Annotated in this window: 22 protein-coding genes and 1 pseudogene; 8 read left to right on the top strand and 15 right to left on the bottom strand. The window is 63.5% G+C overall.

Annotated elements, in window-relative coordinates; translation table 11 throughout:
- Positions 1–181 precede the first annotated feature (181 nt).
- A complete protein-coding gene (locus tag NKI49_RS03870) occupies positions 182–1,099 on the top strand; it encodes a hypothetical protein (protein WP_352599949.1) in 918 nt (305 codons plus the stop codon).
- A 69-nt stretch (positions 1,100–1,168) separates the two neighbouring features.
- Here the strand turns inward: NKI49_RS03870 and NKI49_RS03865 are convergent, their stop codons facing one another.
- The gene (locus tag NKI49_RS03865) at positions 1,169–2,014 is read right to left on the bottom strand and encodes an NAD(P)H-dependent oxidoreductase (protein ID WP_352599947.1); all 846 of its coding nucleotides are present in this window, start codon (positions 2,012–2,014) and stop codon (positions 1,169–1,171) included.
- Positions 2,015–2,069: 55 nt separating this feature from the next.
- Here NKI49_RS03865 and NKI49_RS03860 point away from each other — a divergent pair.
- Positions 2,070–2,315: pseudogene (locus NKI49_RS03860) on the top strand (LysR family transcriptional regulator); the annotation flags it as partial.
- Between the two features lie 319 nt (positions 2,316–2,634).
- The gene (locus NKI49_RS03855; protein ID WP_352599945.1) at positions 2,635–3,126 is read left to right on the top strand and encodes a LysR substrate-binding domain-containing protein; all 492 of its coding nucleotides are present in this window, start codon (positions 2,635–2,637) and stop codon (positions 3,124–3,126) included.
- A gap of 56 nt (positions 3,127–3,182) precedes the next feature.
- On the opposite strand, the gene NKI49_RS03850 is transcribed toward NKI49_RS03855, so the two are convergent.
- The 10 genes from NKI49_RS03850 to NKI49_RS03805 form a co-directional block, all read right to left on the bottom strand.
- Complete coding sequence (locus tag NKI49_RS03850) at positions 3,183–4,580, bottom strand: NAD(P)(+) transhydrogenase (Re/Si-specific) subunit beta (protein ID WP_352599943.1); 1,398 nt, start codon at positions 4,578–4,580, stop codon at positions 3,183–3,185.
- A 6-nt stretch (positions 4,581–4,586) separates the two neighbouring features.
- Positions 4,587–5,012 (bottom strand): proton-translocating transhydrogenase family protein, encoded by a 426-nt coding sequence (locus NKI49_RS03845; protein WP_032919126.1) that lies wholly within the window; start codon positions 5,010–5,012, stop codon positions 4,587–4,589.
- Positions 5,012–6,286 carry a Re/Si-specific NAD(P)(+) transhydrogenase subunit alpha gene (locus tag NKI49_RS03840; protein ID WP_352599941.1) on the bottom strand — a complete coding sequence of 425 codons (1,275 nt, stop codon included), beginning with the start codon at positions 6,284–6,286 and terminating at the stop codon, positions 5,012–5,014. The genes NKI49_RS03845 and NKI49_RS03840 overlap by 1 nt, the downstream gene beginning before the upstream one ends.
- 87 nt (positions 6,287–6,373) lie before the next feature.
- On the bottom strand, positions 6,374–6,598 hold the full coding sequence (locus NKI49_RS03835) for an aa3-type cytochrome c oxidase subunit IV (protein ID WP_352599939.1): 225 nt from the start codon (positions 6,596–6,598) through the stop codon (positions 6,374–6,376).
- 148 nt (positions 6,599–6,746) lie between these two features.
- Positions 6,747–6,896: a DUF3096 domain-containing protein gene (locus tag NKI49_RS03830; RefSeq protein WP_081689377.1), complete on the bottom strand. Its 150-nt coding sequence runs from the start codon at positions 6,894–6,896 to the stop codon at positions 6,747–6,749.
- A 90-nt stretch (positions 6,897–6,986) separates the two neighbouring features.
- The gene (locus NKI49_RS03825; protein ID WP_352694224.1) at positions 6,987–7,676 is read right to left on the bottom strand and encodes an N-acyl amino acid synthase FeeM domain-containing protein; all 690 of its coding nucleotides are present in this window, start codon (positions 7,674–7,676) and stop codon (positions 6,987–6,989) included.
- A gap of 391 nt (positions 7,677–8,067) precedes the next feature.
- Positions 8,068–10,383, bottom strand: a complete 2,316-nt coding sequence (locus tag NKI49_RS03820; protein WP_352599935.1) for a putative bifunctional diguanylate cyclase/phosphodiesterase — start codon at positions 10,381–10,383, stop codon at positions 8,068–8,070.
- A gap of 143 nt (positions 10,384–10,526) precedes the next feature.
- Positions 10,527–14,045: an indolepyruvate ferredoxin oxidoreductase family protein gene (locus NKI49_RS03815; RefSeq protein WP_352600148.1), complete on the bottom strand. Its 3,519-nt coding sequence runs from the start codon at positions 14,043–14,045 to the stop codon at positions 10,527–10,529.
- Positions 14,046–14,226: 181 nt separating this feature from the next.
- Complete coding sequence (locus tag NKI49_RS03810) at positions 14,227–14,766, bottom strand: hypothetical protein (RefSeq protein WP_352599933.1); 540 nt, start codon at positions 14,764–14,766, stop codon at positions 14,227–14,229.
- Entirely contained in the window at positions 14,759–15,367 is a 609-nt protein-coding gene (locus NKI49_RS03805; RefSeq protein ID WP_352600146.1) for a CGNR zinc finger domain-containing protein, read from the bottom strand. The genes NKI49_RS03810 and NKI49_RS03805 overlap by 8 nt, the downstream gene beginning before the upstream one ends.
- A gap of 145 nt (positions 15,368–15,512) precedes the next feature.
- Here NKI49_RS03805 and NKI49_RS03800 point away from each other — a divergent pair, with 145 nt between their 5' ends.
- From NKI49_RS03800 to NKI49_RS03785, 4 genes are all read left to right on the top strand, one after another.
- On the top strand, positions 15,513–16,418 hold the full coding sequence (locus NKI49_RS03800; protein ID WP_352599931.1) for a branched-chain amino acid ABC transporter permease: 906 nt from the start codon (positions 15,513–15,515) through the stop codon (positions 16,416–16,418).
- A 173-nt stretch (positions 16,419–16,591) separates the two neighbouring features.
- Entirely contained in the window at positions 16,592–17,176 is a 585-nt protein-coding gene (locus NKI49_RS03795) for a TRAP transporter small permease subunit (protein ID WP_352599929.1), read from the top strand.
- Positions 17,176–18,957, top strand: coding sequence for a TRAP transporter large permease (locus NKI49_RS03790; RefSeq protein ID WP_352600144.1), 1,782 nt, complete (start codon positions 17,176–17,178; stop codon positions 18,955–18,957). Before NKI49_RS03795 ends, NKI49_RS03790 begins: the two co-directional genes overlap by 1 nt.
- 19 nt (positions 18,958–18,976) lie before the next feature.
- The gene (locus NKI49_RS03785) at positions 18,977–19,999 is read left to right on the top strand and encodes a zinc-dependent alcohol dehydrogenase family protein (RefSeq protein WP_352599927.1); all 1,023 of its coding nucleotides are present in this window, start codon (positions 18,977–18,979) and stop codon (positions 19,997–19,999) included.
- A 206-nt stretch (positions 20,000–20,205) separates the two neighbouring features.
- Here the strand turns inward: NKI49_RS03785 and NKI49_RS03780 are convergent, their stop codons facing one another.
- A complete protein-coding gene (locus NKI49_RS03780; protein ID WP_352599925.1) occupies positions 20,206–21,315 on the bottom strand; it encodes a TRAP transporter substrate-binding protein in 1,110 nt (369 codons plus the stop codon).
- A gap of 263 nt (positions 21,316–21,578) precedes the next feature.
- Here NKI49_RS03780 and NKI49_RS03775 point away from each other — a divergent pair, with 263 nt between their 5' ends.
- Positions 21,579–22,352 (top strand): gamma-glutamyl-gamma-aminobutyrate hydrolase family protein, encoded by a 774-nt coding sequence (locus NKI49_RS03775; RefSeq protein ID WP_352599923.1) that lies wholly within the window; start codon positions 21,579–21,581, stop codon positions 22,350–22,352.
- Here NKI49_RS03775 and NKI49_RS03770 read toward each other — a convergent pair whose 3' ends face one another.
- The 3 genes from NKI49_RS03770 to NKI49_RS03760 all read right to left on the bottom strand — a co-directional run bounded on the left by NKI49_RS03770 (position 22,353) and on the right by NKI49_RS03760 (position 24,912).
- A complete protein-coding gene (locus NKI49_RS03770) occupies positions 22,353–22,751 on the bottom strand; it encodes a hypothetical protein (RefSeq protein ID WP_352599921.1) in 399 nt (132 codons plus the stop codon).
- 143 nt (positions 22,752–22,894) lie between these two features.
- On the bottom strand, positions 22,895–23,893 hold the full coding sequence (locus NKI49_RS03765; RefSeq protein WP_352599919.1) for a 2-hydroxyacid dehydrogenase: 999 nt from the start codon (positions 23,891–23,893) through the stop codon (positions 22,895–22,897).
- Positions 23,890–24,912, bottom strand: coding sequence for a LacI family DNA-binding transcriptional regulator (locus NKI49_RS03760; RefSeq protein ID WP_352600142.1), 1,023 nt, complete (start codon positions 24,910–24,912; stop codon positions 23,890–23,892). The genes NKI49_RS03765 and NKI49_RS03760 overlap by 4 nt, the downstream gene beginning before the upstream one ends.
- Positions 24,913–24,967 lie beyond the last annotated feature (55 nt).

Below are 24,967 nucleotides of genomic sequence, written 5' to 3'. Positions count from 1 at the left end.
TGCCGCAGCAAGTGATTTGAAGGCCGACCGGAACGGAAGACCCTTTCAAGCATTGTGACAGTATCGATCACGATTTCTTGCAAAGGAGGCTGCCATGGGGCGCGGCATCTTGCTCTGGTTGCTCGGGGTTCCGATCCCGATTATCATTCTCCTCCTGCTTTTCATGCGATAGGGGGCTTCCATGCAGTCGACCCTATCGGTTGTCGATGATCCCGTTTCGACGGAATCCTCTGCCACTGCCGTCAGTTGGGGACCGATCGTGGCCGGCGCTTTCGCGGCCTCGACGCTGACCTTCATTTTGATGCTTCTGGGCTCCGGCCTGGGGCTGAGCATGGTATCGCCTTGGGCGGGTTCAAGCGCCTCAGTCACCACCTTCGCGGTTTCCACGGCCATCTGGCTGATCGTCGTGCAATGGCTCTCAGCCGGCGTTGGCGGCTATCTTGCCGGGCGGCTGCGCACCAAATGGGTGGGCGTCCACACCGACGAGATCTATTTCCGCGACACGGCGCATGGCTTTCTCGCCTGGGCACTGGCAACATTGCTGGTCGTCGGCGTCCTCGGCTCGGCCCTGTCAGCGGCGGTCGGTTCAGGCGTCCAGGCTGTCTCCACCGTGGCTTCCGGCGCGGCGCTGGGCGCTTCGGCCGGTGCATCGGCCAATTCCGGCGGCGCATCGACCGACAATGCTACATCCTACCTGGTGGATTCCTTGTTCAGGCCGGCGGATGCCGCAAGGCTGGCGGCCGCCAATCCGCAAACCGATGCGGCAGCGGCCGCGCAGGCATCGCGCATCCTGATCGCAAGTGCCGCGGCGGGAGAAGTCTCGGCTGACGACAAGACCTATCTTGCGCAGCTGGTGGCCGCCCGCACCGGGCTTTCCGAAGCAGACGCCAAGACGCGCGTCGATACGCTGCTCGCAAAGGCACAGGACGCCAAGGTGAAGGCCCAGCAAGCGGCCGACACCGCCAGGAAAGCCAGCGCGACCTTCGCACTGCTTGGCGCTCTGTCGCTGGTCGTCGGCGCTTTCATCGCCAGTGCCGCGGCAGCCCTTGGCGGCAAGCAGCGCGACGACGAGGAAGCGGTGTTCCTGAGCAGCCGCTGAATTGACTACCCCGCATCGAACAAGAGGCCCGGCAGCGGGGCTTCTTGTTCGATGCTTTCGGTCTTCACATCACGCTTCATTGCCGACAGGTTGAGGGGCCGTCTCGACGGACCGCGGGGCAGGTTGCCTGTCGCCTATATGCGCCAGCAATCCGCTTTGGCCGACGGCAATATGACTGGCCAGGATGTGGCCGTTCGGATAGTCGCCGCCGTTTTGCGGCCGGAAGGGAATAGGCGGGTCCTCAAAAAGACCTTCGAGACGAAGGCGCCAACTCTCCCGCGCCGCCGCCACGCCTTCCGCGGTGACGCCGGCGGCGCCGTAGACCGCATGGGTGGGCAGCACGTCCATGCCAGGGAAGAACAGCGTGCCGTGGGTGATGGGGAAGAGCAACTGCTCGAGCGGCGCGTTGATACCTCGCGGGGAATAGTCTTTCTCCGGGCCGCCGACCATCACGGACAGCATTGCCCGCTTGCTCTTCAGGGCACCATCGCCATACCGATATTTGTTGCCGGCGCCCTTGAAACCGTACGCCAGGCCATAGGCAAAGACGCGGTCGACCCAGCCCTTGAGGATCGCCGGCATGCCGAACCACCAAAGTGGAAACTGCAAAATGACGGCGTCAGCAGCGAGGATTTTTTCCTGCTCGGCTTCGACATCCACGGTCTGCAGCCCGTTGCCATAGGCATGCTCTGACTCGGCAATGAACCCGAGCCGGCTGCGGTCGAGTCGCGATGGAAAATCATGTTCGTCGAACGTGGCCTTCCAGCTCATGCCGTACAGGTCGGACAGCAGGACTTTGTGTCCTTGCTTCTCAAGTGTCTGGACACCGGCATTGACAAGGGTGTGCGTCAGCGATGTGGGTTCAGGTTGTGCATGAACGATCAGAACTGTCTTCGTCATGATTTCATTCTCCATTTGAGACCGGGATAAGAGGAGCCCGTCTCATGCGCTCCAGCCGGAGCGCACAGCCATGGCTACCGCGGCGCAACGGTTCTGGCCGCCCTTCCCTCTCGACCGGCGGACTTTGCTTTGCCGGGAGCTATATTGGAAATCGCAAAAGTATTCGGCTACCATCCAAGCCATGGATAGCAACCGCCTCGACCTGAACCTTCTGATCACACTGGAAGCGTTGCTGGTGGAGCAGAACGTGACCAAGGCGGCCGCACGCCTCCACCTCAGTCAACCGGCGGTCAGTGCCCAGCTAAATCGCCTCAGGCATGTGTTCGACGATCCGCTGCTCATCCCGGTGCAGCGCGGAATGACGCCGACCGCCAAGGCGATCGAACTGCTCGATCCCTTGCGCCACGCCCTCGATCAGGTTCGCGCCACCGTCACCACGAACAGAAACTTCGACCCCTCAAGGGCAAGGCTGACGGTTACCATCGCCTGCACGGACTACCTGCAGGCAGCGATGGTCAGGCCGCTGGTCATGAAACTCAGGATGAGCGCGCCCGGGGTGCGTGTGGCGATGCGCAATCTCGATCTGCCGCAGCTCGCAGCGCAAATGGGGCCGCGGCGATATCGATCTGGCGCTCATGACGCCGCAAGCCGCGCCGCCAAGCCTTCGCATGAGGCACCTGTTGGACGAGCGCTATGTACTCATCGGCCGTCGCGATCATCCGCGGCTGCGGGACCGGATCACGGTCGAGGAATATGCTCGAATGGAGCATGTGATCGTGTCCCTGATCGGAGGCGACTTCGTCACTCCGGTTGATACCGCCCTGGCTGCACTTGGACACAGCCGCAATGTGGTGCTCTCGGCGGCTTCATTCCTGTTCGTTCCCGAGATCGTGGCACAGTCCGACTTCGTGGCCCTGGTCCCGGAACGGCTGGTCCACGACCGGACCGACGAGCTGAAGCTGATCGAGTGTCCGTTCCCCGTGGAAGGGTTTGCGGTGGGCATGGTGTGGCACGAACGCGGTCATGGACACAGCGGCCAGCGCTGGATCCGGGAGGCCATTGTCTCGATGATCAACGCCTGGGCCAGGGAGCGCGGCGGTGTCGCCGCGAACGCCGACCAGCGGTGACGACGGAGGGGCCGACTGCGCCCCTCATTGCCAGCCGTGTTCGTCGCCCATCCGGATCAGTGATCCATGGCCTTGACGATTTCTTCGGTCATCTTCTTGGCGTCGCCGAGCAGCATCATGGTGCCGTCCTTGTAGAACAGCGTGTTGTCGATGCCGGCATAGCCGGAGCCGAGCGAGCGCTTGACGAACAGGCAGGTGCGCGCCTTGTCGACGTCGAGGATCGGCATACCGTAGATCGGCGAGGACTTGTCGTCGCGCGCGGACGGGTTGGTGACGTCGTTGGCGCCGATAACATAGGCGACGTCGGCCTGCGCGAATTCGGAGTTGATGTCCTCGAGCTCGAACACCTCGTCGTAAGGCACGTTGGCCTCGGCCAGCAGCACGTTCATGTGGCCAGGCATGCGGCCCGCCACAGGATGAATGGCATACTTCACGTCGACGCCATTGGCCTTGAGCTTGTCGGCCATTTCGCGCAGCGCATGCTGCGCCTGGGCGACCGCCATGCCGTAGCCCGGCACGATGATGACTTTCTGGGCGTTCATCATCAGGTAGGCGGCATCGTCGGCCGAGCCTTGCTTGACCGTGCGCTCGATGCCGTCATCGGCCGCCGCCGCCGTCTCGCCGCCGAAGCCGCCAAGGATGACCGAAATAAAGCTTCGGTTCATGCCCTTGCACATGATGTAGGACAGGATCGCGCCGGACGAGCCGACCAGCGCACCGGTGATGATCAGCGCCAGATTGCCGAGCGTGAACCCGAGGGCCGCCGCCGCCCAGCCGGAATAGGAGTTGAGCATCGAGACGACGACCGGCATATCGGCGCCGCCGATCGGGATGATCAAGAGGATGCCGAGCACCAGCGAAGCGGCGACGATCAGCCAGAAGACCAGCTTCGATTCGGTTGTGACCAGGAGCACGATCAGCACGATCAGGGCGATGCCGAGAGCCGCGTTGATGAAGTGGCGGCCGCCGATCATGATCGGCTTGCCGGACATACGGCCATCGAGCTTGAGGAAGGCGATCACCGAGCCGGTGAAGGTGATGGCGCCGATGGCGACGCCAAGGCTCATCTCGATCAGGGCCTGGGCGTGAATGTCGACGACCGTGCCGATGCCAAAACTTTCCGGCGCATAGATGGCGGCGGCCGCCACCATGACGGCGGCGAGGCCGACCAGCGAATGGAAGGCAGCTACCAGCTGCGGCATCGAGGTCATGGCGATGCGTCGCGCGGTGACGGCGCCGACGCCGCCGCCGATGGCGAGGCCGAGCGCGATCAGGCCGAAGCGGCCGGCTGACGGGGTCGCCAGCGCCAGGGTGGTGGCGATGGCTATGCCCATGCCGATCATGCCGTAGAGGTTGCCCTGGCGGCTGGTGGTCGGATGCGACAGGCCGCGCAGCGCCATGATGAACAGGACGCCGGAAACCAGGTAGAGGAAGGACGCGAAGTTGGCGTTCATGGCGCTCTACTTGTCCTTCTTCTTGTACATGGCCAGCATGCGCTGAGTGACGAGGAAGCCGCCGAAGATATTGACCGACACCAGCATCAGCGCGACGAAGCCGAAGCCGGCGGCAACGCCGGAAGCCGCGATGCCGACGGCAAGCAGCGCGCCGACGACGATGACCGAAGAGATGGCGTTGGTGACGGCCATCAGCGGCGTGTGCAGAGCAGGGGTCACCGACCAGACGACGTAATAGCCGACGAAGATCGCCAGCACGAAGATGGCGAAGCGGAAGACGAAAGGATCTATGGCGCCGCCGGAAAGCGCATGCGCGGCGTCACCGGCCGCCTCGGCACCGCCTGGAGCATTCGCGAGATTCTGCACCGCGAGCCGGACGGCAGCGCTTGCCTGGTCGAGCTGGTCGAGGGCTTTCTGCAAGGTCTGGTCCATCACGCAATGCCTTTCGACTTGGACGAGGGCGACTTGGGTGCGGCCGGTTTCTTGGGCGCGGCCTTCTTCGGCTTGGCCGAAGCGTCGGCGACCATGGTCGTGGCCTGGATGGCGGCCGGCTCGACATGGGGCTGCTGCTCGGCCCTGGCGAAGGCGGGATGGACGATCTTGCCGCCGTCGGTCAGCATCGTCGCCTTGACCAGATCGTCGCCGCGATTGATGGCCAGCGTCTTCGTCGTCTTGTCGACCAGCGTCTCGAGGAAGGCGAACAGGTTCCTGGCGTAGAGCAGCGAGGCGGATGCGGCGACGCGACCGGATACATTGAGATGGCCGACGATCTTGACCCCATTGGCCGTGGTCACCACCTGGCCCGGCTGAGCGCCTTCGACATTGCCGCCGCGCTCCACGGCAAGGTCGACGATCACCGAACCCGGCTTCATCGAGGCGACCATGGCGGCGGACACCAGCTTCGGCGCCGGCCTGCCGGGGATCAGCGCTGTGGTGATGACGATGTCCTGTTTGGCGATGTGTTCGGCGGTCAATGCCGCCTGTTTGGCCTGGTATTCCCTGGACATTTCCTTGGCGTAGCCGCCCGCCGTCTCAGCGGCCTTGAACTCGTCATCCTCGACCGCTAGGAATTTCGCGCCGAGCGAGGCGACCTGTTCCTTGGCGGCGGGGCGAACGTCGGTGGCGGTGACGACCGCGCCGAGCCGTCTTGCCGTGGCGATTGCCTGCAGGCCGGCGACGCCGACACCCATGATGAAGATCTTCGCCGCCGGAACCGTACCCGCCGCCGTCATCATCATCGGCAGCGCCCGGTCGTATTCCGAGGCCCCGTCGATCACCGCCTGATAGCCGGCGAGGTTGGCCTGCGAGGACAGCACGTCCATCGACTGCGCCCGGGTGATGCGCGGCATGAATTCCATCGAGAAGGCGGTGACGCCGGCCTTAGCCAGGGCTGCCACGGCGGCATCATTGCCATAGGGATCCATGATGGCGATCACAGCCGAACCGGGCTTGTAGCCCTTCAGTTCGGCATCCGTCGGCCGGCGAACCTTCAGCACGACATCGGCCTTGGCGGCATCGCCGGCCTTGCCGATTGTGGCGCCGGCCTTGGCGAATTCCTCATCGGGGATGCGCGACCTCGTGCCGGCACCGGTCTCGACGACGATCTCGAAGCTCAGCGCCGCCAGCCGTTTCACTGTGTCGGGCGAGGCAGCGACGCGCGGCTCGTTCGCGTCGAGCTCACGAGGGATGAAAACCGTCTGTCCCACCGCATGATCCTTTCGGCTGGAACCTGCTTGCGCAAAATGTCGACCGGGGGCCCGGCGACGTCAAAGGCAATGAGGTTTTTGGAAGGTCTACCGCAGAATGAAGGCGCCAACGGCCATGATCAGGACGAACAGGATGACCGCTGAAAAGAAGCCGCCCGCGAAGAAGCCGAAAGCCATAGCCAGAAGTATGGCGCCGCAGAAAAGCGATCCGTATTTGGCCAGCATGAGAAAGCCCGCATAGGTGCGATCATGCTCGGCGTAATCCATCTTCGCGCCCAGTTCTACAGGACCGGTCGGCGTGTGGTCAGCCATAGGAATACCCCTTCGAAGACATCTTTCAGGCACATAGCGAAAAGCCGGGCCGAGAGCAATGGCGCTATTGCCGCATCGCAGCCGACAACTGCCTCAAGGGAAATTTGAAATTGCGGCCGACGTCAGGGCGCCCGGCCTGCTCCTGGCCTCAGCCAGCGAGGTGCGGGAAAAGCCCGAGCAGGCCGACGACGATCAGGTAAAGCGCGACGATATAGTTCAACAGCCGGGGCATCACCAGGATCAGCACGCCGGCGATCAACGAGATAAGCGGAGTGAGCGCGAGCGTGGAAACAGTCATATCGGGTTCCTTTCGGATGAACGATCAGGGCGAAGCGCGGGGCTACGGCAGCGCGCGGGGAAGCTCCGCGGCGCGAGGGCAGAACTCCATTCAGGCAGCGCGATGATATTTCGCCGTCGGCACTATGGATAGGGGTGTCAGCCGGTTGATGGCCGGATTGGCAAACATCAGCCGCTGTTCGGTCGGCGTCGACCTGAAGAATGGGAACCGTTCGAGTGTCCGGCGCATATTTTCGCCGGCAGGGATTTCGAACAGGGCAATCCGGGTGAGAACGCCCGGAAATTCTTTAGCCTCGGTCCTCTGCACGGCATTGAAGTAACGGGCGTAAAAATTGGAATGGTCGACCTTGACCGGCGTCAGCACCGAGTTCTGGCCAAAATAGAGCGAGGCCACCATGGCAAGCCTGAGCGTCAGGAAGGGCAGCACTCCGGGCGCCGGCGCGCCGTCGGGATCGGTTGCGAACCGGGTTCCGTCGATGAAGGTTTCGCCGCGGGCAAGTCGCTCGATCAGTATTTCCGGATAGGCATCGACGGAGGGCGAATTCGGGTGCTCGCTAGAAATGTAATGGAAGCGGATGGTGCTGACCAATTCGCCGTAGAAATAGACACCGAACCGGTAGGAATTGGGCAGATTGTCCCAGCGATCCTCGAACATTCCGCTGGCGATTGGGCCGCACATCCCTGAGCGCAGATAGGATTTATAGCGAAGTCGATAAATCGCCTCCAAATCCTCGCCCCCGGTAATGAGGCGATAATCGACATGCTCCAGCAATTGCATCATCGATCGATTCAGCACCGAATCCCCGGCTGATCCGACCGCGCCAGCCGTATCCCTTGCAGCCCCTGCAGCATTCATTATCTGTCCTCGAAATTCCGCCTACGAATAGGCTATTCGAGTTGAAATGAGACACAAGCTGAAATTTGGAAGTTATTGATTTACCTTTCGTTAACCTTAACGAGGGGGGCGCCTGAGAATGTCTACAGCCTTGGGATCATCCGGGCGCCCGCGCCTGCGTTCACCCTTCAAGCGGGCTCTGAGGAAGACCCTTTTTCACGGCGTTGCGCGAAGCAGAATCGCGGCAGGACTGGTATCCTGAAGTTCACGAGTTCGACATCAAGGGCAGTGCGATAATCGAAAGAAACCGGGATCTAAATCAAGCGAGCTTCGAACACTAACTGGCTGTCCGTTTGCCGGTGCGACGCAGGTCAGCTGCGAATGGCCAGATGACATTCGACATCGTCTCGATACCCGACGCACTAAGCGCGGCTCCGAAAAGGAAGCCTTGCACGAGATCCGGTTTGACCTGCAAGGCCAGGATCTTGAGCTGCTCGAAGGTCTCGACGCCTTCGATGGTTACGGAAAGTCCCAGCGGCCGCGACAGGTTGACGATGCCCTTGAGCAGTTCCAGCGAACGCGGGTTCTGGGTGACGTCTATCAGGAACGAGCGGTCGATCTTGATCTTGTCGAGCGGCAGCTTGTGAAGGTAGCTCAGGCTCGAATAACCGGTGCCGAAATCGTCGAGCGCAATGCGCACGCCGAGCTGTTTCAGCTCCTCGATGTACTGGCGCGTCAGCGACTTGTCGTCGAGCAACGCCGTTTCGGTGACCTCGATCTCCAGCCGGCCAGCGGCGAGGCCGGAACTGGCCAACGCATCACGAACCTTCTGGACGACGTCGCGGTTGCGGAAGTCCTTGGCGGAGAGATTGACCGAGACGCTGGTCTGGTCCGGCCATTTGGCGCATTCCGCGCAAGCCGCCTCCAGCACGAAGGTGCTGATCTCGGATATGATGCCGATTTCCTCTGCCAGCGGAATGAAGGTGCTGGGCGAAACCGGCCCAAGGTCGGGATGGTCCCAGCGGCACAACGCCTCGCAGCTGGCGATGCGCATGGTGCTCATCGCCACGATCGGCTGATAGACTACGCGCAGGGCCTTGCTTTCTACCGCGCTGCGCAGATCCGCCTTCATCGACTGACGGTTGCGGAACGCGGCATCCATGGCGGCTTCGAACAGCCGCCAGCCGTTCTTGCCAAGCTCCTTGGCCTTGTAGAGCGCCAGATCCGCCTTGACGATCATGGCGTCGACATCGCTGTCCCTGACCCGCGACAGCACGGCGCCGCCGCTGGCCTGGATCCGTAACCCGTGGCCGGCGACGTCCACTTCCCCCTGCAGCGCGGCGAAGATCTCGTCGGTCTGGCTGGCCAGATGGCTCTCGTCCTCGACACGGTCGAAGAAGACCATGAATTCATCGCCGCCGAAACGGCTGATGGTGATGCCTTGCCCGGCAATGGCGGCGAGCCGTTCGGCGACCGCGTAGATCAGGCCGTCGCCGATCGGATGCCCAAGCGTGTCGTTGACGCTCTTGAAGTCGTCGAGATCGAGCACCGCCAGGCCACACAGACGGTCGCGGTCGCCTGAGGCCATGGCCTCGCCGACCAGTTCGTGGAAATAGGCGCGATTGGGCAGGCCGGTAAGATTGTCGTAGCGCGCCATGGATCGGATCTTGTCTTCCGCCTCGACACGTGCGGTGACGTCCTCGAAGGTGATGACGCCCAGATCCTGGCTGCCTTCTCGGGCCGAAAATTCGTAATGCTGGCCGTTGGCGAGGGAAACCAACACCTTGCGGTCGCGGCCCTCGCGCAGCGCCCGCGTCAGTTGCGCCTCGATATAGCGGCAGTCCTTCGGCGCCAGCATGCCACCCGCGACGCCGCGCATCAGCAGGCCGTGGATCGAGCGCCCGAGCAACTCATCGGGCGACCTCAGCGACATCAGATGCGCGGCCTCGGCGTTGGCCACAGCCACCCTGCCATCCGGGTCAAGCATGACCAGGCCGTGCGACATTGTGTTGAGGGCGCGATCGAACCTGTGCGCGAGCTTCTTCGCTTCCTTATGGCCGATGACCGCCGAGAAAAGCACGTTGCGGACGTGGTCGGCACTGTTGATCGTGATGAAAGTCATCGGGATGATCATCAACCCGAAAACGACCGAGGGAAGATCCATACGCAGCAAGAGTGCGAGAGCTGCCGGACCGATGAACGTCACGGAAAAAATCCGCACCATGCGCGGGGATCCGTAATTGCGGCCGACAACCGTGACCAGGGTTCCCAAGCTCAGCGACGTCGCCACCATTTCGGCGAACGGATCGGGATACACATAGATCGATATGAAGCATAGTGCGCCCAACCCGAGCCCTTGCAGGCTGCCCTTGAGGATGTAGTTACGCTCCCACCGCTGCGCCTCTTCGACATCGGCTATTACGCCGCCCGCCTTCTGGAAGCCGCGAATGCCGAAATAGCGGAAAAGGCTGATGGACAGCAGAACAAACGAAAAAGCCAGGAACAACGGATTGCGCGTATGCAAGAAGATCATGAATCCGAGGATCCAGTAGCACGCGCCGCCGATCACCAGCATGTGGGCGTTGTCGAACAACGACCGCACAAACTGGATATAAACATCCGCCGGGATGTTTTCGGTCTTTGTTCTGCCCATATCGTCGGCCCAACGCTAGGCCCTGTCATGCCACACCCGCCTTAAGAAAAGCTTAGAACAGTGGGGCCGGCTCGGCTGCCGAGGGCGCGGAGATCCAGGACAGAGTGGGAAAATCGAGGCTTCGGGCAAATGACGCGTGCCGATCACTCAGCGGCTTGAAGCTCCGGTCGCGAAGGCGTGTTCGACAGGCGCGCGATAAGCCTTTGGCGCTCGCCGGCGGCCTTTTCGGCGCTGGCTTGCCGGACATGGCCGTAACCGCGGATGAGCGCCGGCACCGAGGCAAGGGCGATCGCCGCATCGACGTTGCCGGGGGCTAGTGAGTTGGCGACAAGCCTAAGATCGGCCTCGTATTGCGCCAGCAATTGGCGCTCCATGCGCCGCTCATCGGTATAGCCGAACAGGTCGAAGGCCGTGCCGCGCAAGCCCTTCATCGCCGCCAGCAGGCGAAAACCCTTCATCATCCAGGGGCCGAAGCTCGATTTCCTCGGTTTGCCGTCGTTGCCGCGACGGCCCATGACCGGCGGCGCGAGATGGAATTCGAGTCTCTCGTAGCTCTGGAACTGTTTGCCAAGCTCGGCGGCAAACGAGCCGTCCGTATAGAGCCGTGCCACCTCGTACTCGTCCTTGATCGCCATCAGCTTGAACAGGTTCCTGGCCGCCGCCACGGTCACCGAGGTTGAACCTGGCACGGCCTTGGCCTCGGCGGCGCGCAGGACAGCCAGCCTGTCGGCATAACGCCTGCCGTAGGCGGCATTCTGATAGGCGGTGAGGAAGGCGACGCGGCGGGCAATGACGTCGTCCAGCGTCTCGGCGACAGGCGCGGCCTGCCCTGATTTGCCCGGCTGGGCGACGAGGCCGCGCACGAAATCCGGCTGATGCGCGGCACGGCGGCCCCAGCGGAAGGCGGCAATGTTCATAGCCACCGCTTCGCCGTTCAATCCTATGGCCTTTTCGATGGCTTCGGCCGAAAGGGGAAGGCCGCCATGCTGGAAGGCGAAGCCGAGCATGAACATGTTGGCGCCGAGCGAATTGCCGAACAGGGCGGTGGCGGTGCGGGTGGCGTCGAAGAAATGTGCCTTGTCGTCGCCGGCGGCAGCGCGGATCGCCTTCTTCAGGCGCTCGACCGGCAACGAGAAATCGGCCGAGCGGGCGAATTCGCCGGGCATGATCTCAGCGGTGTTGGCGAGGAAGATGGTGTGGCCCTCGCGCACCGCGGTCAGCACCTTCTTGGCGCCCGACACGACGAGATCGCAGCCAAGCACGAGGTCGGCCTTGCCCGCAGAAACACGGATGGCGTGGATGTCGTCAGGCGTGCGGGCGATGCGGACATGGGTGAACACCGAGCCGCCCTTCTGGGCGAGGCCGGCCATGTCTATCATGCCGCAGCCCTTGTCCTCGAGATGCGCCGCCATGCCGAGCACCGCACCGACGGTGACGACGCCGGTGCCGCCGACGCCGTCGATGATCGCCGCCCAGCCTTGCTCGCCAAGCGGGAATTCGGCAGGGACAGGCACGCCTTCGAGCGGATCGGTCTTGCCCGCCAGGCCTTCGGCCTTGCGGATCTTGGCGCCGTGCACGGTAACGAAGGAGGGACAGAAGCCGTTGACGCAGGAAAAATCCTTGTTGCAGCTCGACTGGTCGATCCTGCGCTTGCGGCCGAATTCGGTCTCGACCGGCTGGATCGAGACGCAGTTCGACTGCACGCCGCAATCGCCGCAGCCCTCGCAGACCAGCTCGTTGATGAAGATGCGCTTGTCGGGATCGGGAAAGGTGCCGCGCTTGCGGCGGCGGCGCTTTTCGGCGGCACAGGTCTGGTCATAGATCAGGATCGAGACGCCCTTGATGCCGCGCAACTCGCGCTGGACGAGATCGAGGTCGTCGCGGTGGTGGATGGTGGCGCCGGCCGGGAATTCCGCCTTCCCCGCATATTTGCCGGGCTCATCGGTGACGATGGCAATGCGCTCGACGCCCTCCGCCCGCACCTGCCGGGCGATCATGTCCACCGTCAGGCCGCCCTCGTGCGGCTGGCCGCCGGTCATGGCGACGGCGTCGTTGTAGAGGATCTTGTAGGTGATGTTGGCGCCCGCCGACAGCGCGAAGCGGATCGCCAGCGTGCCGGAATGGTTGTAGGTGCCGTCGCCGAGATTCTGGAAAATGTGATCGCGCTTGGAGAAGGGCGCCTGGCCGACCCACTGCGCGCCCTCACCGCCCATCGCGGTGAAGCCGAGCGTGTTGCGGTCCATCCAGAGGGCCATGAAATGGCAGCCGATGCCGGCCGCGGCGATCGAGCCGTCCGGCACCTTGGTCGAGGAATTGTGCGGGCAGCCCGAGCAGAAGAAGGGCGTGCGCGAGCCGATGTCGGTGGCGTCGGCAAGCAACGCCTGGAACTGGCGCAATTTGGCCACCCGCGCCGAGATCTCCTCGGACGGACCGATGGTCCTGACGATCCGCTCGCCAAGCGCGATGGCGATCTCGTTGGGATCGAGCGCTCCCTTGGCCGGAAAAAGCCAGTCGCCTCGCTCATCCTTCTTGCCGACGATGATTGGCTGCGTGGCGGTGCCGTAGAGGCTCTCGCGCAGTTGCACCTCGATCAGCGAGCGCTTCTCCTCGACGACGACGATGGTGTCCAGGCCGCGTGCAAACTCGGCGATATGCTGCAGATCGAGCGGCCACGGACAGCCGACCTTGAACAGCCGCACGCCGATCCGGTTGGCGGCCGCCTCGTCGACACCAATGTCCTCGAGCGCCTGGCGGACGTCGAGATAGCTCTTGCCCAGCGTGATGATGCCGAGCTTGGGGTTGCGGCCGCCGGAATAGACGATGCGGTTCAGCCCGTTGGCGTGGATGAAGGCGGAAGCCGCGGCGCGCTTGTATTCATGCAGCCGCTCCTCCTGACCGAGCATGTCGATCTCATGGCGGATGTTGAGGCCGCCCGGCGGCATGGCGAAATCCGGCACGACGATATCGAGCCGTTCGAGCGCGGCATCGACCGAGGCCGTCGATTCGATGTTGTCCTTGACGCATTTGATCGCCGCCCAGGTGCCGGCAAAGCGCGACATGGCAAAGCCGTAGAGGCCGTAGTCGATGATCTCCTGGACGCCGGCCGGATTGAGGATCGGCACCATGGTGTCGACGAACAGGAATTCGGTGGCATGCGCATTGGTCGAGGATTCGGCCATGTGGTCGTCGCCCATCAGAGCGAGCACACCGCCATGTTTGGACGAGCCGGCGAGATTGGCGTGACGGAAGACGTCTCCCGAGCGATCCACGCCAGGCCCCTTGCCGTACCAGACCGAAAAGACGCCGTCATGGGTGCCCTCGCCCAGCAGTTCCGTCTGCTGTGCCCCCCAGCAAGCGGTTGCCGCCAGTTCCTCGTTAAGGCCGGGCTGGAAGACGATATCGGCCTGGGCGAGCTGCTTCTGTGCCTTCCACAGCTGCATGTCGAGGCCGCCTAGCGGCGAGCCGCGATAGCCGGAGACAAAGCCGGCCGTGTTCAGACCCGCACGACGGTCGCGTTCGCGCTGCATCAGAAGCATGCGGATGACCGCTTGCGCGCCGGACAGGAAGATGCGCTCCTTCCCCAAATCGAACTTGTCGTCGAGCGCGACATCATGCAGCGTCATCAGGCATTTCCTCTGCGAAGGCGGCGCGGGGGCAGGCAGCCAACGTCGGGAGTCGGATGACGCATCCTTTCTTCCCTTGCAAGTGAGGTCAAACAAAATCGCAGGTGCCAGGCGGCGCGCAACGAACGTCCGCCGCCATTTCCGAATCCGGTACGAAACCGGCCTGCTAACGTCGCCCGGCGAACGAAAATTTCGCCGCGACCAGTCCGGCAACGACGCGTCAGGTCCCCTTCGAGCAATCCGGCTTCGGTTCGCCCGGCAGCTTGCCGTCGGGATGGCCGACGAGATCGGGATTGGGCGTATAGAGCTGGTCGATGACCAGCGGGCGGTCGGGCAGCACCGACTGGTCTTCCGTCGACATCAGTGTGGTGTCGATCTTCTGGAGGACCGCACCGTCGGCACCCTTGATGCTGATGGCGATCGCATAGGGCTTGTTCTTGACGACGCAAGTCAGCGCCGGGCTCTCCAGCGTAACCTTGTCGAGCTTCGGCCAGACCTTCTGCTCGACCACCAGCGGCGCGCCGCCGGCCGGATTCTGGAAGCTGGCGACCGCCACCTGGCCCTCTCCCATCGGCTTCAGCGGCCGCAGCGTGACCACATAGGTCGCCCGGGCGAGGCGGTAGTTGAAGACAAATATCTTGCCCGAAATCTCGAACAGCCTCCCCTCGCCCTCCTTGCCGGCGTCGCGGCAAGCGCCGAGCGCGACGGCGGCAGCCAGTGCGGCACCGACGACGACCGAACGGGAAAATCCTCTAAGCATGTTTGACCTCATTGGCCGCCATGCGGCGGCGATAATGGCGACTTGCCTTCTGACGATTGCCGCACACCGCCATGTCGCACCAAAGGCGGCTGGCATTTCGGCTCCTGTCGACGAACAGCCAGGTGCAGTTGGGACAGATCCTCAGCCTCGCGATGGTGTCGTCGCGCAGCAGCGACAGGGCGGAAACCGCGAGCGCCGCCTCGAAGGCGATCGGCGTTGCCGGGTCGCCGAAAGGCCTCCCCGGCGCGCCGATCCCGGTCCGGCTGCCCGCCAGGCCGTCGGCACAGGCTCTCAGGAACCCAGGGAGATCCGCCGTGGCGACCGCACCGTTCGACACCGCGCCGCGGAACAGCCGGTCCGTCGTCTCGCGGATCGACAGCACCACAGGTGCGATCGCCACGGGTGAGGACACCACCAGAGGCCTGCCACCGAGTTCGGAGGCCCGGAAGCCGCTAGCGGCATCGGCGAAGCGAGCGATCTCGACCGGATCATCGAAGCGGTCGAACGTCTTCTCCGGATCGCCGCGCAGCACGACGGTGTTCGCGGTGTCGAGCGCGAGCAGGCCGCCGGTGAACCGGTGCGGTGTCCAGGATACGGTCATGCCCGAAACTAACCGATAAATCGCATTTGACAAGTTAGATTCAGCAATGCAAATCTCGCCTTCGGTTGCGGTATCCACTACCCCTGGCTTGAGCACGCCGCCAAACCGCTGCGCACTTTTGGTCGACGTGCTCCGAGGGTCTGGCATGCTCTATTTCTTCCAGCAGGTGCTGAACGGGCTGCATTCGGGTGCGCTGTATGCGCTGCTCGCGTTCGGCTATGTGCTGACCAACGGCATCCTGCACCGCACCAACCTTGCCTATGGCGCGCTGTTCGCCTTTTGCGGCCAGACGATGATCCTCACCGCGGCCTTCGGCTATCAAGTGCTGTGGCTGACGCTGCTCGCGGCGGTGGCGCTCGGCATAGCCGCCGCCTTCCTCTACGCCGGGCTGGTCAGCCACGTCTTGTCGCGCAGCGTCTTCGAACCGTTGGCCGACCGCTCGCCCAATGCCATTGTGGTGACGACGCTAGGCATCCTGCTGCTGTTGTCGGAGGCCAGCCGCATCGCCGCCGACACGCATGATCTGTGGTTGCCTCCCATGCTGGCGCAGCCGATCGTCTTCGCCCAAGGCCCAAGCTTCAAGGCGACGCTGACGCTGATCCAGTTGCTCGACTGCGCAGTGGTGCTGACGGCAATCCTGCTGGCCACCTGGGCATTCGCCCGCTCGAGCTTCGGTCGCCGCTGGCGCGCCGTTTCCGACGACCCCAAGGCCGCAGCCATGTGCGGTGTCGACGTGCGCGGCGTGTTCCGGCATGCGGTGCTGTTCGGCGGCTTCTGCGCCGCGCTGGCCGGGATCATGGCCGGCCTCTATTACGGCAATGTCAGCTTCGGGTCCGGGCTCGTCTACGGGTTGAAGATCCTGTTCGTGACGGCGGTCGGCGGCTATCTCTCGCCGCCGCGGGCGGCGCTGGGAGCGGCCGCCTTCGGCATGGCCGAATCGCTGTGGGCTGGCTATTTCCCGGTCGAATGGCGCGATGCGTGGATGTATCTGTTCCTGGTCGCCATGCTGATCCTGATCGGCGCCGGCCGCGACACGGGCAAGATCGCCTGACCCTCATCAGACTTTGGTCGCATGACGCGGGGATATCCCGACGCCATTCGCTTGGTGATGCTTTGCTGGCTCTATCCCTTGTTGACCCGTGCTGCCACGCGCGGCATACGGTTGGGCCAGGCGGCGTGACGGATAAGGGGAGCCGACACGCCTCCAATACCAGGGAGGAATGCATGGCAGGGCTTCTCGCTCTATCCAGGACCATAGATCGCGCCAACGAATTCATCGGCAAATGGGTATCGTGGCTGATCCTGCTGGCCATCTTGGTGAGCGCCGGCAACGCCATCATACGCAAGGTGTTCGACATTTCGTCGAATGCCTGGCTGGAGTTGCAATGGTACCTGTTCGGCGCCGCTTTCATGCTGGCCGCCGCCTACACGCTGAAGCAGAACGACCATATCCGAATCGACGTCGTCTACGGCATGTTTTCGCGCCGCGTGCAGCACCGGATCGACCTTCTCGGCCATCTCTTCTTCCTGATGCCGTTCGTGACGCTGATGGTGATCTATTTCGTTCCCTATGTGTCGCTGTCGTTTCGCAGCGGCGAAATGTCCAACAACTCCGGCGGGCTGATCATCTGGCCGGCCAAGGCCATCCTTTTGGCCGGCTTCTTCCTGCTCGCGCTGCAGGGCATCTCCGAAATCATCAAGAAGATCGCCATCATGCGCGGCGACATGGACGATCCCAATCCTTTTATATCGGTACATGAGCAGGCCGAGCTCGAAGCCAAGGCGCTGGCCGACGAGGTGCGCTCGTGATCGAGTTCATCGCCCAGAACATGGCGCCGATCATGTTCGCCTCGCTGATCATCTTCCTGCTGATCGGCTACCCCGTCGCTTTCTCGCTGGCCGCCAACGGCTTGATGTTCTTCTTCATCGGCGTGCTCCTCTCGCCTTATTCCGGTGGATCGATCAATCTAGCCTGGCCGTTGCTGCACGCGCTGCCGGACAATTTCTACGGCAGCCGGGTGATGTCGAACGACACGCTGCTGGCCATCCCGTTCTTCACCTTCATGGGCATCGTGCTCGAACGATCGGGCATGGCGGAGGACCTGCTCGACACGATCGGCCAACTGTTCGGACCGATTCGCGGCGGCCTTGCCTATGCGGTGATCTTCGTCGGCGCGCTGCTGGCCGCCACCACCGGCGTTGTGGCGGCTTCCGTCATCGCCATGGGGTTGATCTCGCTGCCGATCATGCTGCGCTATGGCTATGACCGCCGCGTTGCGGCCGGTGTCATCGCCGCCTCGGGCACGCTCGCGCAGATCATCCCGCCATCGCTGGTGCTGATCGTGCTCGCCGACCAGCTCGGCCGCTCCGTCGGCGACATGTACGCGGGCGCGCTGATCCCGGGAATCGTGCTCACCGGCCTCTACATGCTCTACATCCTGATCATGTCGATCATCCGGCCGAAATCGATGCCGGCGCTGCCGCTCGAGGCCCGCACGCTCGGCCACGGCGTACTGTCGCTGATGGCGGCGCTGCTGGTGACAGCCGCGGTTTCCTACGCGGCCTATCGCTATCTCGCGCCGGCCCATGGCGACAATGCCGACATTCTCGGCGCCACGGCAGGCGTCATCTTCATCTACATCGTGGCTATCGCCGACAAAGGCCTGAAGATCAATATGATGTCCAGGCTGGCGCAGCAGGTGATCATCGTGCTGATCCCGCCGTTGGCGCTGATCTTCCTGGTGCTGGGCACCATCTTCCTCGGCATCGCAACGCCTACCGAGGGCGGCGCCATGGGCTCGGTCGGCGCGTTGATCATGGCGGCGGTCAAGGGACGGCTATCGTTGGACGTCATCAAGCAGGCGCTGACCTCCACGACCCGGCTGTCGTCTTTCGTGCTGTTCATCCTGATCGGCGCGCGGGTGTTCTCGCTGACCTTTTACGGCGTCAATGGGCATATCTGGGTCGAGCATCTGCTCACCTCGCTGCCGGGGGGCGAAACCGGCTTCCTGATCGGCGTCAACCTGCTCGTCTTCTTTCTTGCCTTCTTCCTCGACTTTTTCGAACTCGCCTTCATCATCGTGCCGCTGCTTGCGCCGGCAGCCGACAAGCTCGGCATCGACCTGATCTGGTTCGGCGTGCTGCTCGGCGTCAACATGCAGACCAGCTTCATGCATCCGCCGTTCGGCTTCGCGCTGTTCTACCTGCGCTCGGTGGCAGCCCGCGTGCCCTATCTCGACCGCCTCACTGGCAAGCAGGTCGCGCCGGTCACCACCGGCCAGATCTATTGGGGCGCAGTGCCTTTCGTCTGCATCCAGGTGATCATGATCGGGCTGACCATCGCCTTCCCGCAAATGGTAATGCACTACAAGGGTACGGCGGCCGACTCCGGCACGATCGACTACAAGGTGCCCGAGATACCCGGCCTGACGCCGCTCGGCGCACCGCCTGCCGATACCGGCACCGCGCCGGCCAATGGCGGCGGGCAGCCGGGCTCCGATCTGTCGCAGCCGCCGAATTTCGGCGACACGCCGCCCGCCAAGCCGGCAGCCCCCCAGCCGGACTTGTCGCAGCCGCCGAGCTTCAACTGATGCCGGAGCTGGCAACACCATGAAAGCAGTGCGGCTGGAAGCGGTGGGCAGCATCGCGTTGCGCGAAATACGCAAACCTGTCCCCGGACCGGACGATCTTCTGGTGCGGATCGAAGCCTGCGGCGTGTGCGGCACCGACCGGCATCTTTTCCACGGCGAGTTTCCCTGCAGACCGCCGGTGACGCCCGGGCACGAATTCTCGGGCATCATCGAAACGATCGGCGCGGACGTTTCGGGTTTTGCAATCGGCGACCGCGTCACCGGCGATCCCAACATCGCCTGCGGACGTTGCCCGCAGTGCCATGCCGGCCGGGTCAACCTGTGCCGCAATCTCAGCGCCATCGGCATCCATCGCGACGGCGGCTTCGCCGACTATGTCATTGTGCCGCAGAAACAGGCTTTCATCCTTCCGGCCGGCCTGAAGCCCACCCATGGCGCGTTCTGCGAGCCGCTCGGCTGCTGCCTGCACGGCGTGGACCTTGCCGAAATCACAGCTGGCAGCTCGGTGGTCGTGCTTGGCGGCGGCGTGATCGGGCTCCTTACGGTGCAACTGGCACGGCTGGCCGGCGCCACCACCATCATCTTGTCGACGCGTCAAGCCTCGCGGCGCGCGCTTGCAGAGGATCTCGGGGCCACGGCGACGATCGATCCAACCGCAGCCGATGTCGTCGATGCCGTTGCCGGGCCGGCCGGCCTCGTGCCGGGCGGTGCCGATGTCGTGTTCGAGTGCGCCGGCGTGCGAGAGACCGTCGAGCAGTCGATGCGGCTGGCGCGGGCCGGCGGGAAGGTCGTCATCGTCGGCGTGACGCCGCAAGGCATGAAAGCGGAATTCGAGCCTTTCGACCTGCTGTTCCGCGAGCTGAAAGTGCTGGGCTCCTTCCTCAATCCCTACACCCATCGCCGCGCCGCCGATCTTATTGCGTCTGGTGCAATCGAGATCGACCGGCTGATCTCACGGCAGGTGACGCTCGAAGAGGCGGCGACGGTGATCGCCAATCCGCCGGCTCCTGGCGAGGTCAAGGTGCTGGTGGTGCCGGGCTGAGGCTGAGGTGCTGGCTTTCGCGGATTGTCAGCTAAGAGCGTTTGCGCTGCCCTCATCGCCCTGCCCGTCCTCCGCAGCAGCTGCGCTGCAGCTGCGGAGGGTGGACCGGGCACTTCTCCCCGTATAGTGACGGGGAGAAGTGAGCTGGCAGCGGATGAGGGGCGGCGCAGACTTCGATCATTAGCCGGCGCAAGCAGTTGCAGAGCCTAGAGCTTGCCGTTGCGCTGTTGGACCATCATGAAGGTGTCGTAGTTGTACTCGGCTACCTGAGCCCAGAGATAGTGCTCCTTGCGGAAGCCCTTGATCGAATCCCAGATCTTCTTGAAAGGCGCGTTGGAGGCTTCCATTTCGGCATAGACCTCGTTCGCCTTCTCGAAGCAGGCGGCCATGATGTCCTGGCTGAACGGCCGCAGTTTGGCGCCGCCGGCCACCAACCGTTTCACCGCCGGAGGGTTCAGGTAATCATACTTCTGCAGCATGTTGGCATCGGCGGCCTGGGCGGCGGTGCGTAGAAGCGACTTGTAGGTCGGCGAAAGCTCCTCATATTTCGCCTTGTTGAACATCAGATGGACGGTCGGGCCGCCTTCCCACCAGCCGGGATAGTAGTAATAGGGCGCGACCTTGTAGAAGCCGAGCTTCTCGTCGTCATAGGGACCGACCCATTCGGCGGCGTCGATGGTGCCTTTTTCCAGCGCCGGATAGATGTCGCCGCCGGCGATCTGCTGCGGCACGACACCGAGCCTCTGCACCACTTTGCCGGCAAAGCCGCCGATGCGCATCTTGAGGCCGGCGAGGTCGGCGACCGTGTTGATCTCCTTGCGGAACCAACCGCCCATCTGCACGCCGGTGTTGCCGCCCGGCAGGCCGAAAAGGCCCTGCGTGGCGAGAAACTCGTTGAACAGGTCGATGCCGCCGCCATGGTAGTGCCAGGCGTTCATGCCGCGTGCGTTGAGCGAGAAAGGAACCGCGGCCCCGAGCGCCCATGTCGGGTCCTTGCCCCAGTAATAATATGCCACCGTGTGGCAGGCCTCGACCGTGCCGGCCGTGGTGGCGTCGGCGGCCTGCAGGCCAGGGACAAGTTCGCCGGCTGCGAACACCTGGATCTGGAAGTTGCCGTCGGTGGCTTCCGACAGCATCTTGGAGAACACTTCGGCGCCGCCATAAATGGTGTCGAGCGACTTTGGGAAGGATGACGCAAGCCGCCACGTCACCTTGGGATTGGATTGGGCAATGGCGGGTGCGGCAAGCGTGGCCGCCGCTGCCGCAGCACCGACACCGGTGACGCCGGCCTTGCGAATGAATGAACGACGATCCATGCAGTTCCTCCCTTTTTGGATCACTGACCGAACTCCGGGAATCCTCTGTTCCCGTATCGGCTTAGCGAAACAATACACGGGCAAGAAGTCGAGTCCAGCACAGCGGCCGGATTTGATGGGCACGCCATGCGACCCTGCAACTATAGTCTAACAAGACGTTTGCTGGCCCATGCGACATGCCGAAACTTGGCATGGAAAAATGCCTAGGGATCGCCTATTTTGAAGGCAGGACATTTCTTGCCCAGATGGAAAACAGAGCCAAAATGCATCAACCGCTCGTCGCCATATCGACCGACGTCCGTCAGTTCGACAACTACACCTGGCATGCAGCTCCGCAGCAATATCTGGAAGCGGCGATCGCGGGTGCGGGCGTTTTCCCGCTGCTGGTGCCCTCGTTCGGCGACAGGCTCGACTTTGACGAACTCCTGTCGTCGGTCGACGGCGTCATGGTGACGGGCTCCAAATCCAATGTGCACCCCTCGCTCTACGGCGGCGACGCCAGCGAGGCCAATGGCCCCTACGATCCGGCGCGCGACGCCACCACGCTGCCGCTGATCCGTCGGGCGATCGAGCGCGGTGTGCCGCTGCTCGCCATCTGCCGCGGCATCCAGGAGATGAACGTGGCGTTGGGCGGCACGCTGGGCACCGAGATCCAGGAGCGAGAGGGTTCGCTCGACCACCGCGCGCCGGTGAGTGACAAACAGGACGAACGCTTCGCCATCCACCAGACCATTTCGATCAAGCCAGGCAGTTGTCTGGCCGGCGTGTTCGGTGCTGGCGACATCAAGGTCAACTCGCTGCACCGCCAGGCAATCGACCGGCTCGGCCCGAAGCTGCAGATCGAGGCGGTTGCCGGCGACGGCACGGTCGAGGCGGTTTCGGTGCGCAACTCCCGCGCCTTCGCCGTCGGCGTGCAATGGCATCCGGAATATTGGGTCAATTCGGACAGCAACTCGGCCAAGATTTTCGGTGCCTTCGGCGATGCGGTGCGGCTGCACGCGGCGGCCAAGGCCGGCGCGCGCGCCGCAGCGGAATAATCAATCCCTCAAGTCACCGGTGGCCGCCAGCGACAGCAGCGGCAGCGCCGGCGCATAGGATTCGTAGCCTTCGCCGTCGGCAACCGCGAAGGTGACGATCGGATCGACGCCGTTGGCACTGAAGGCGACCGTGCCGTCGTTTTGTTCGCGCCAGAATTTCGCCTGCTCGATGCCGGGCAGTAGCCGGCGGCATGTCGGAGCCAGGGTGAGCAGCGACAAGCCATCGGAAATTTCGGTGCCCCGGCTGACCGCGCACGCCGCCTCGTCGCCATTGGCCGCCAACCTGTAGGTGTTAGGCGGTGCTGCCTCATCGGCAGCACCTTCACCACTGCCGTCATGAAACAGCTGAACGCCGCCGAACAGCGCGATTGCGGCGATCAATGCGGAAAGTGTCCTCATCCTGATCTTCATCCACTACACGGGTAGGATGAAAAATGATTTCAAAGGGTTAAGCTGAAGTTAACAAGCGTGGCAACCCGCGGCTCAAGCCGCAGAACCGCTCGATCTCTTTGCCTTGACGGAAATCAGAACGGAAAACCGTTTCACACTTTTCCTGGAATGACGCTGGCCTTTACATTCGCCGTCTCCGGCACCGGCGTCAGCGGCCGGCGTTCGCTGAACCAGGAGACCAGATTGTCGACGCAGAGATCCGCCATGGCGCGGCGTGTATGCTCCGACGCCGAGCCGACATGCGGCAACAGCGAAGTGTTCGGCGCGTCGAGCAGGGTCTTGGGAACGTTCGGTTCGTCGGCAAAGACATCGAGTCCGGCAGCAGCGATGGTGCCGTCGGCCAGCGCTGCCGCAAGCGCCGGCTCGTCGACCGTACTGCCGCGGCCGATATTGACGAAAACGCCGTTGGCGCCAAGCGCCGACAGGATTTCGGCGTTGACGGCCTTCTCCGTCGAGGCGCCGCCGGGCGCCACCGAAATCAGTGTATCGACCGCCTCGGCAAGGCCCTTCAGCGTCGAATGGTATTGGTAGGAAAGACCTTCGACACGGCGCCGGTTGTGGTAGGAAACCGGCAAGCCAAAGGCTTCCAGCCGGCGGGCAATGGCTTGCCCGATGCGGCCCATGCCGAAAATGCCGACGCTGCGACCGCGCAAGGTCAGCCGGCTCAGCGGATAGTTGCCCTTGCGCGCCCAACTGCCGTCGCGGAGCCAGGTCTCGGCGCGCGGCAGGTCGCGGACGGTGTTGATCAGCAGCCCGATCGCGGTGTCGGCGACCTCCTCGGTCAGCACGTCCGGCGTGTTGGTGACCATGATGTTCTTCGCGGCGGCATGGCCGACATCGACCGAATCATAACCGACGCCGAAAGAGGCGATAAGTTCGAGATTGGGCAGTGCATCCATCATCGCAGCGTTGATGCCGGCAAACGACGCGATGCCACGTACGTCACGGCGCATTTCATCGGTGACCAGCGCCGGATCGGCGCGCTCGATCCCGACACGCCTGAATGTGCGGTCGATGCGGGCGATCGCATGATCATTGAAATCGCCCGGCACCAGAATTGCGACGGTTTGCAGTTGTTCGGCCTTGGTCATGCACGCTCCACCGGCTTGCCGGTCGACTGGCGCACATGCAGTTCCGGCTTGATCAATTCCTGCGAGGGCCGCACCGTCTGCCCGTTAAGCTTGTCGAGCAGCGCGCTGGCGGCGCGGCGGCCAACTTCGCGCTGGCCGTTCCAGACGGTGGTCAGCGCCGGGGTGGCGATGGCCGCTTCTTCGAGATCGTCATAGCCGGTGACGGAGATGTCGACGCCCGGCACGAGGCCGGCACGTGCAATGCCGTTCATCAGCCCGATGGCAACGAGGTCGTTCCAGCAGCAGGCGGCCGTCGGCCTGTCCTTCAGCGCCAGGAACTGCCCGGCGGCTTCAAAACCGGCCTGCTTGGTGCGCGGGCCGGCGATGCGCCAGGCCGGCCTGACTTCAAGGCCGGCCGCCTCCATGGCGTTGACATAGCCCTGGTAGCGGTCGCGGCCGGTGGAGGTCTGGTCGGTGCCACCGATCATGGCGATGCGCTTATGGCCAAGCGAGATCAGATGGTTGGTGGCGAGCCCGGTGCCGTAGGCGTCGTCGCCGCGAAAGACCGGCACGTCGGCGCCTTCGACGGTGCGGGCGATCAGCACCGCCGGCAAGCCGTTCTCCTCGGCCATCAGGATGTCGGACGCCGGTGTGCCGATGGCCGGCGACATGATGACGCCATCGGCGCCGAGCTGCAAAAGCGTGTCGATGAAGGTGCGCTGCTTCTCGAGCTGGTCGTAGTGGTTGGACAGGATGAAGGTCTGCCGGCTGCGGTCGAGCTCGCTTTCGATCGAGCGCAGGATCTCGGCGAAGAACGGGTTCATGATGTCATGCACGACCACGCCGACGATGCCAGAGCGCGAGGTGCGCAGGCTGGCGGCGCGGCGGTTATAGATATAGCCGATGGCGCGGGCATGTTCCTTAATGCGGTCGCGCGTCAAGCCCGCCACGAGCGGACTGTCGCGCAACGCCAGTGACACCGTGGCCGTGGATACGCCGAGCGCGTCCGCGATCGTCGACAGCTTGATCTTCTGTGCCAGCCTTCGCTCCCCGTCGTTTTTTTAAACTGTTTAAGGGCGGCCTTATGCCATCGAT

It is taken from the genome of Mesorhizobium sp. M0587, assembly GCF_040320945.1.
In the GTDB taxonomy this organism is placed as follows: Bacteria; Pseudomonadota; Alphaproteobacteria; order Rhizobiales; family Rhizobiaceae; genus Mesorhizobium.
Note: the sequence above shows the minus strand (reverse complement) of the source record. Positions and strands in the feature narration are given on the sequence as shown.

Coding starts and splice junctions, on each gene's coding strand:
- NKI49_RS03770 (WP_352599921.1), bottom strand. CDS start 22,751: ATGAGGACACTTTCCGCATTGATCGCCGCAATCGCGCTGTTCGGCGGC.
- NKI49_RS03810 (WP_352599933.1), bottom strand. CDS start 14,766: ATGCTTAGAGGATTTTCCCGTTCGGTCGTCGTCGGTGCCGCACTGGCT.
- NKI49_RS03780 (WP_352599925.1), bottom strand. CDS start 21,315: ATGGATCGTCGTTCATTCATTCGCAAGGCCGGCGTCACCGGTGTCGGT.
- NKI49_RS03850 (WP_352599943.1), bottom strand. CDS start 4,580: ATGAACGCCAACTTCGCGTCCTTCCTCTACCTGGTTTCCGGCGTCCTG.
- NKI49_RS03835 (WP_352599939.1), bottom strand. CDS start 6,598: ATGGCTGACCACACGCCGACCGGTCCTGTAGAACTGGGCGCGAAGATG.
- NKI49_RS03805 (WP_352600146.1), bottom strand. CDS start 15,367: ATGACCGTATCCTGGACACCGCACCGGTTCACCGGCGGCCTGCTCGCG.
- NKI49_RS03830 (WP_081689377.1), bottom strand. CDS start 6,896: ATGACTGTTTCCACGCTCGCGCTCACTCCGCTTATCTCGTTGATCGCC.
- NKI49_RS03865 (WP_352599947.1), bottom strand. CDS start 2,014: ATGGAGAATGAAATCATGACGAAGACAGTTCTGATCGTTCATGCACAA.
- NKI49_RS03785 (WP_352599927.1), top strand. CDS start 18,977: ATGAAAGCAGTGCGGCTGGAAGCGGTGGGCAGCATCGCGTTGCGCGAA.
- NKI49_RS03820 (WP_352599935.1), bottom strand. CDS start 10,383: ATGGGCAGAACAAAGACCGAAAACATCCCGGCGGATGTTTATATCCAG.
- NKI49_RS03775 (WP_352599923.1), top strand. CDS start 21,579: ATGCATCAACCGCTCGTCGCCATATCGACCGACGTCCGTCAGTTCGAC.
- NKI49_RS03800 (WP_352599931.1), top strand. CDS start 15,513: ATGCTCTATTTCTTCCAGCAGGTGCTGAACGGGCTGCATTCGGGTGCG.
- NKI49_RS03855 (WP_352599945.1), top strand. CDS start 2,635: ATGACGCCGCAAGCCGCGCCGCCAAGCCTTCGCATGAGGCACCTGTTG.
- NKI49_RS03870 (WP_352599949.1), top strand. CDS start 182: ATGCAGTCGACCCTATCGGTTGTCGATGATCCCGTTTCGACGGAATCC.
- NKI49_RS03825 (WP_352694224.1), bottom strand. CDS start 7,676: ATGATGCAATTGCTGGAGCATGTCGATTATCGCCTCATTACCGGGGGC.
- NKI49_RS03795 (WP_352599929.1), top strand. CDS start 16,592: ATGGCAGGGCTTCTCGCTCTATCCAGGACCATAGATCGCGCCAACGAA.
- NKI49_RS03765 (WP_352599919.1), bottom strand. CDS start 23,893: ATGACCAAGGCCGAACAACTGCAAACCGTCGCAATTCTGGTGCCGGGC.
- NKI49_RS03845 (WP_032919126.1), bottom strand. CDS start 5,012: ATGGACCAGACCTTGCAGAAAGCCCTCGACCAGCTCGACCAGGCAAGC.